The sequence below is a fragment of the Microcoleus sp. Pol12B5 genome (assembly GCF_036701335.1).
In the GTDB taxonomy this organism is placed as follows: Bacteria; Cyanobacteriota; Cyanobacteriia; order Cyanobacteriales; family Microcoleaceae; genus Microcoleus.
In genome coordinates, this window is sequence record NZ_JAUBQQ010000128.1 from 1 (window position 1) to 5,329 (window position 5,329).

The window sequence follows — 5,329 nt, forward strand, 5'->3', positions numbered from 1 at the left end:
CGTGATGCTATATCTGCCCATTCTTGTAACTTATTCATGCCTTCTCTTATTCCCCAATCAAAGACCTGAATCCTTACGAATATATTTTAAGGCTGTGGGTTTCCACAGTCGATTACAGATACATCCACCCGCTTTGGGGAAGATTGAGATATGCTCTTACATTCCTAAGTTTGATAGATTTAATTTCCATCTTACCTTTTTACTTCTTGTTGTTATTTCCTAGTTTAAACTTCGTTAATTTAATTCGTGTCCTGCGCTTATTGCGGTTGCTAAAAATGAGCCGTTATTCTGAGTCACTCAGAACTCTGACAGCAGTATTGTACGCTAAAAAAGAGGAGTTAATTGCCACTGCATTTGCAGTTTTTATCCTGTTAATATTTGCCTCTAGCGTCATGTATTTTGTTGAAAATGAGGCGCATCCAGAAACTTTTGCGAGCATCCCCGATGCAATGTGGTGGGGAATTGTGACCTTAACTACGGTCGGTTACGGTGATATTTATCCAATCGCTCCTTTAGGGAAATTGTTAGGAGCAATATTAGCATTTTTGGGAATCGGAATTTTTGCATTACCTGCGGGGCTCATTGCTGCGGGTTTTTCGGAGGAAGTCCAAAGGAGAAAGCAGGAAAAAATGGCGGCTAATTTAGAGCAATCGGCGAATTGTCAATCGGTGAAAAGGCTGGCGGAAATCGAGGTCGGGTTTGGCAAAAAGCAAAGGGAGATAGCAATTCAGATCGAAAGTTCGTCAGACTTGATGAAAATGTGTGTTCAAATGGCAAAGCAGAAGTTAGGAAGTGAGTTCCAAAACGAACAAATTCTGCGCGATTTAGCTATTCATCTGTACAATGAAGCCGTCCGCAAATTCGAGCTGTAATTACAGATATATGTTGCCTGTGATTGCCACCCAATCGTTACGATAGTTTGTGGTTTGTTATGACTGCTTTATGTGATAACTAATGACCAATAATTTATTACCAATCTGGCGGCAAGTTGTAATATTCTAGAGTTGATTTATCTGCCAGCAAGTCTTTGGTTTTTCTGTCAATTTTAATCTCGCCGTCAGCCAACACTAACGCCCTTTGAGTCGTTTTCCCGATCCAATTCAAATTGTGGGACGCGATCAAAATTACCTCGATCGGCAATTGGGACAAAACTGACGCCAAGTGACGCCGCCACGAGGGATCGAGTCCGTTCGTCGGCTCATCTAAGATTAAAATTGCCGGCTCTAATGCTAAAATTGCTGCCAAGGCTGCTAACCTTCTTTGACCTCCCGAAAGTTCATGGGCAGAACGGTTGGCGAATTCTACTAAACCAAATTCGTCTAATAGCGCTAAAGCTCGATCGCGCGCAACTCCCGGCGGCACTCCATAATTGCGGGGTCCGAACATGACATCCTCTAAAATAGTTGGCATAAATAGCTGGTCATTAGCATCTTGAAAGCAAAATCCAATCTGCCTGCGCGCCTGCGATAAAGTCGCCTCTTCCAACTTTTTTCCCTGCACTCTAATCTCGCCCGATTGAGGCATTTTTAATCCGATCAAGTTTTCGAGCAAAGTGCTTTTACCAGCCCCTGTCAGACCGAGTAGAGCTACTCTTTCTCCCGGTTGCAAAGTAAAAGAAATTCCCCGTAATATTGGTTTTTGTTGGGGATATCCGAATACTAAATTTTCTACTTCAATTGTTGGCACGGATTTGAGTTTAGTCAATTTTTATTTGCCTCGATTTTAGGATTAAGAGTATTTAACCGCAGAGAGCACAGAGACCGCAGAGAGGGGAAGGGAGAAGGCAAAAGGTAGAGGCATGAATGAATCAGTTACCAATTACCAATTGCCCCTTCTAAATTACCACTTACCATAAGAAGCTATTGTTAATCCGGCTGCCATTAAAATTGCTACTGTCAGCCAGAGTCGCTCTTTTGGTGTTGATTTTGAGTCAACAGGTAAAGCTCCTTGATAGCCGCGGATTAGCATGGCTGCGTGTACTCTTTCTGCCCGATCGAGACTTCGCAAATAAAGCGCTCCGATCATGGAAGCGCTGGCGTAGCGCAACCATCCTCCGGTACCCGATAAGCCCCGGAGTTGGGCAGATATTTTCATGCGGTTGACTTCGGTCAGCAGGATTTCCAAGTATTGTCCCGTTAACAGTACAATCTCTTGCAAACCTGCTGGTAGGGGTAATCCTTTGAGGGCGATTCCGAAACTGTGGGGCGGCAAAGTTAGCAGAAAACTGTTCATAATTAGCAGGCAAATTAGGGAACGCAGCAACAGAAAACTGGCACGTTCCCAACCTTGGGGCAGCACTAATAAGGAGAGAAAAAGCAATTCTGCTCCCAAAAGTTGCGCGAGGGTTCGCACCGGAGCCCGAAGCCAAAACGACCAAAAAAGTGCGATCGCCCCATAAATTCCCAGCCACAGCCAAGCGCCTGTCTTCAGAAAACCCATGCCAATCACAATTGTGAGAGACACTCGCAATCGAAAAGGTATGGAGAGTTTAGACATCTTTAGGTTTTACCACCAACTGAGCAATCCCAAAAGCCGCACCGAAGCTGAAGGCAGACCCTAAAAGTCCAGCAATGCTAGTACCAATAGGCTGTTCTTCTAATCCTTTAACTGTGTAATCTGCTAAAGGAGTGGGATTTTCGATCGCCACAGCTTCTTTATCTTTAAAGCCGTATTTTTCGGCTACCGCTTCTAACCCGTCAGGCCAACTTGAAGCGAACAGCGAAAGCACCCCCGAAATTAATAACACTCCGATTACTGGCACCACCCATTTCTGCAATTGTGGCTGTTGTCCCGGCAGTAAATCCGGCCGCACTTTGACGAGATAAGTTAAAACGCCGCCTGTAATTACCCCTTCGCCAATCCCAATTAAAATATGTACGCCTACCATTGCGGGCAATGCGATATTGAGCCCTACTGTTCCAGAAATTGCCAATTGGATCGCCACAGAAATCGAAGCAGCCACGACGCTAAGGGCGGCTGCAATCCCTGCTGCTAGCGGCAAACGATTTCTGGAACCTCCCAAAAGTTGCTGCAATGGCTGCAACAGCCACCAGCCCACCCAAATGCCAACTAGCCCCATGTTAAAAATATTGGCTCCCAGGGCGGTGATGCCCCCGTCGGCAAACAAGACGCTCTGAATTATAAAAACTGTACTCATCGCTAAAGTTGCCGCCCAAGGGTTCCCCAAAACGACGGATGCGAGCGCCCCTCCCAACAAGTGGCCGCTGGTGCCGCCTGCTACGGGAAAGTTGATCATCTGGGCTGCAAACACGAAAGCTGTGGTTAAGCCCATGATTGGGGCTTGTCGGAGTCCAAGACTGGCGCGGGTTCGATTTAGGGCAACTGCAATTGCTGCTGCGCTTGCTATGCCGGTGGCAACGGCTACTGGCGGTGAAAGAAAACCATCAGGTATGTGCATTGATCTATCCAAACGAGAGAACTTCCAAGTCTTTAGTCAACTATTTTTTACAAAAATTTAAAACCCCCTCTGGGGGCATTAATGCGATCGAGCGATCGGGGGATTTGCGGCGGGCGATCGCTTATTTGATATAGATTACCGCCTCAAAAGCAAAATTTTGAGGATGAGAAATTTTACATTAAATAATCCTGAAGAATTATTCGGATATTTTACCTAGCACCCCCAAATTGAAGCTTTTTGATAAGAATTATCAATATTTGTTTACACATTCAACTGCCAAATTGTATTCACCGTCAAGCTCAAGCAAGAATTTTAAAAAAATATAAAGAATATACTGAAAATCTCTCATTGGTTTTATTCTCAACTCTTGAGAATAAATAGCATTAAGTTTTTGACGACCGCAGCAGTGAAATTAGCAGATAGCTAGTCACAGCCCAAGTATTGCGTGTTAGAGAAACTAAAAAGTCTAAATTATTGCTAATTTATATAGTTAGCAGTATGTTTGCGGTTGTTGATCGCGCCAATGTGCGAGCAACAACCCCACGAGCTGCATTATCAAGAAACTCAAAATACTAATGCGCTTATTCTCAAGTAATTTTCCGCACAACCTACAGGATGTTTGCCAGTGGTGCAGCACTCAACCCAAGACTCAACTACCGATTTAGTTCCATCTGAATTTCCCAAACAGTTAGATATCGCTCAAGTTTCTGTCTACGGACTTAGCTTTTTATCCGCTGGTTTATTTCTGTTTTTACCTTTAGTTAACCTACTGCATCCAAGCCCTTGGCAGCGGTGGATGGGAACCATTCACGGCATGGGTGCAATGTTGGCATTAGTGGTAATGGTTTATACAGGACATTTGGCTTTTCCCTTGTTGAGAGGTGTCCCTAAAATCTTGCCACAAATGCGTACATTAGCCTTTTGGTCAACTCTTTTGAGTTTTTTGGCGATCGCTACTGGCAATTGGGCTTATATGCGGTATCGAGCAGGCATAGATTTCGGCGGAGCTAGAGCAGCGCTGAAAGAAAACTCTCCTCTAGCGCAGTACGTTTTGATGGAATATCACGAATTTACCGTGCTGTTTACATTGCCTTTAACAGTAGCTTGTGCGTGGATTTTGTGGAACTATGGCAACTCGATTTTAGAAAAGCAAAACCGCCCAGTTTTAACAGATACCTGCGTGGCTTTGATGGCAATCATGTTTTTCGCAATGGGCGGCATGGTGAGCGGGCTTGGTGTTGCTAAAATCCACGCTTTGTAATTAAGAGTTAGTGGATTTTAGCATTAGCAACGGCTAATTACCAATTACCAAAATTAGGATATTTTTACAATGACTAGACAATTATCCCGCCACAATGAGCCGGACAATGAACCTTTATACGGGAAATTTTGGAGGCAATTAAAACACTTCCCCAGCGGTTTATCCGAAGGAGCAGAAACAGCACCTAGTGTTTCCGGGCCGGCCGCTGCTGCAGTAATTAGTGCAGCAATTGGTTGTTTTACAATGATGGTGACTCACCACTTGTCAGACACATCGAAAGCCACAGAAAAAATTGTTTGGAATCTCGGTACTTGGATTCCAGGAAGCAAGACAGATAGCGAATTGTGGGGAAATATCGGCAGTTACACTGGCAAAGAAACTATGCTGCTTGTGGGTTGGCTGATCAGTTGGCCAATTCTCCATACTCTTTGGAAGAATAAGAACATTAAAAGCCGCACCATATTTTTCTGGATGTTTGCTTTATTAATTGCTGCCACAGCTATGTGCTGGCATCCTCTCTTTCCCTATTTGCCGTTAACTTAAGTAATGTGAGGTTTGATAATGGACACAAAAAATGTAACCGTTCAGGGGGTGCGCCTGAAGCGCACCACCCCAAGAGGAGTTTAAGCATCAATATGTTTGAGAGCTAA

The 5,329-nt window shown here is 44.4% G+C and carries 7 protein-coding genes; 4 read left to right on the forward strand and 3 right to left on the reverse strand.

The window, feature by feature from the left end; translation table 11 throughout:
- Positions 1-83: 83 nt before the first annotated feature.
- Entirely contained in the window at positions 84-872 is a 789-nt protein-coding gene (locus QUA24_RS26590) for a potassium channel family protein (RefSeq protein ID WP_333233380.1), read from the forward strand.
- 97 nt (positions 873-969) lie between these two features.
- Here QUA24_RS26590 and QUA24_RS26595 read toward each other — a convergent pair whose 3' ends face one another.
- From QUA24_RS26595 to QUA24_RS26605, 3 genes are all read right to left on the reverse strand, one after another.
- On the reverse strand, positions 970-1,704 hold the full coding sequence (locus QUA24_RS26595; RefSeq protein ID WP_333233369.1) for an ABC transporter ATP-binding protein: 735 nt from the start codon (positions 1,702-1,704) through the stop codon (positions 970-972).
- Positions 1,705-1,839: 135 nt separating this feature from the next.
- Complete coding sequence (locus QUA24_RS26600; RefSeq protein WP_333233371.1) at positions 1,840-2,496, reverse strand: energy-coupling factor transporter transmembrane component T; 657 nt, start codon at positions 2,494-2,496, stop codon at positions 1,840-1,842.
- The gene (locus tag QUA24_RS26605; RefSeq protein WP_333215415.1) at positions 2,489-3,418 is read right to left on the reverse strand and encodes an energy-coupling factor ABC transporter permease; all 930 of its coding nucleotides are present in this window, start codon (positions 3,416-3,418) and stop codon (positions 2,489-2,491) included. Before QUA24_RS26605 ends, QUA24_RS26600 begins: the two co-directional genes overlap by 8 nt.
- Here QUA24_RS26605 and QUA24_RS26610 point away from each other — a divergent pair.
- The 3 genes from QUA24_RS26610 to QUA24_RS26620 all read left to right on the forward strand — a co-directional run bounded on the left by QUA24_RS26610 (position 3,418) and on the right by QUA24_RS26620 (position 5,222).
- Positions 3,418-3,552 (forward strand): hypothetical protein, encoded by a 135-nt coding sequence (locus QUA24_RS26610; protein WP_333233373.1) that lies wholly within the window; start codon positions 3,418-3,420, stop codon positions 3,550-3,552. The genes QUA24_RS26605 and QUA24_RS26610 overlap by 1 nt on opposite strands.
- 491 nt (positions 3,553-4,043) lie before the next feature.
- On the forward strand, positions 4,044-4,679 hold the full coding sequence (locus tag QUA24_RS26615) for a hypothetical protein (RefSeq protein WP_333233375.1): 636 nt from the start codon (positions 4,044-4,046) through the stop codon (positions 4,677-4,679).
- Between the two features lie 69 nt (positions 4,680-4,748).
- Positions 4,749-5,222, forward strand: a complete 474-nt coding sequence (locus QUA24_RS26620) for a hypothetical protein (protein ID WP_333233377.1) — start codon at positions 4,749-4,751, stop codon at positions 5,220-5,222.
- The last annotated feature ends 107 nt before the right edge of the window (positions 5,223-5,329 follow it).